The 1137-nt window shown below is 58.0% G+C and carries 2 protein-coding genes; both read left to right on the top strand.

Annotation, left to right across the window (positions count from 1 at the left end; translation table 11 throughout):
* Window positions 1-285: molybdenum cofactor guanylyltransferase (gene mobA / locus V6C16_RS13880; protein WP_442886241.1), on the top strand; the 285-nt coding region annotated here is incomplete at its 5' end.
* Between the two features lie 216 nt (window positions 286-501).
* Window positions 502-1137: formylmethanofuran dehydrogenase subunit E family protein (locus V6C16_RS13885; RefSeq protein ID WP_333543509.1), on the top strand; the 636-nt coding region annotated here is incomplete at its 3' end.

The following is a 1137-nucleotide window of genomic DNA, read 5'->3' on the forward strand; positions in this document are numbered from 1 at the left end:
GCCGCGCCCCCGCAAACGCTGGTTACGGCCTACCGCGCGCGGAATACCGGCCGTGTGGAGTCTCTCACCGCGATTTATGAGGTGGCGGCCCTGCCGTATTTTGATGCGGCCCTGGCCCGTGGCGAACGCAAGCTGGGCCTGATGGTTCCAGGCGACCTGCGGCACTTTGTGGACTACGGGCCGGAAGAGGACGAACCTTTCTTTAACTGCAACTGTCCCGCCGATCTTGAGCAGGCCCGCATCCTGCTGGCGCAAAAAAATGCACGCTTTGCTGAAAAAGGGTGATTTTTGCAGTAACGTCCAATTGTTATACCACGTCAGAGCCTTATGCGGATTAACGGTCGCGCGCGTGAAAATCAGCGTTATCCGCGTGTGCGGGGCTTTTGGCGCACAGGTGGAGAAAAGCGGCGCACAGCTAGCCAGAACAGACGAATTGGCTTACACAGGGTCAAAACAGCATTCGCATCCGCTCCGGCAGGGGCAGCAGCATTGGAGAAACGCATGAATATCGGTTCCTATACATTCGACGAATTTCGGCGCCTGGCGGAAAATTTTCATGGCTATGCCGCGCCTGGACTGCTTGTGGGCGGGTATATGGTGGAGCTCGCCAAAAAGCACATTCCCGAAGGCACGCTTTTCGAGGCCGTGGTGGAGTCCGGCAAATGCCTGCCCGACGCCGTGCAACTGCTCACCCTGTGCAGCATCGGCAACGGCTGGATGAAAATACATAATCTGGGGCGTTATGCTGTTTCGCTTTTTGACAAACATACGGGCGAAGGCGTGCGCGTAAGTCTGGACCCGGAAAAAATGGCTGCCTACCCGGAAATCAAGGCCTGGTTCTTCAAGGAAAAACCCAAGAAAGACCAGGATGTGCCGCGCCTTGAATCCGAAATAGAACAGGCCGGAGACAGTATCTGCAATGTGGAGCCTGTGACCATAAAGCGCCGCTTTATCGGCCATAAGCACATGACGCGCATTGTCTGCTGTCCCGGTTGCGGCGAGGCGTATCCGGCGGAAGACGGTCCCGTATGCCGGGGATGCCAGGGCGAGGCTCCCTATGTGGTGGCCCGGCGCGAAATCAAGGCGGCCCCCCGGCAGGAAGCCGCCGGAATACGTGTGGTTCCTGTTGAGGAAGCC

The sequence above is a fragment of the Desulfovibrio sp. 1188_IL3213 genome, assembly GCF_036763145.1.
Lineage (GTDB): Bacteria > Desulfobacterota > Desulfovibrionia > Desulfovibrionales > Desulfovibrionaceae > Desulfovibrio.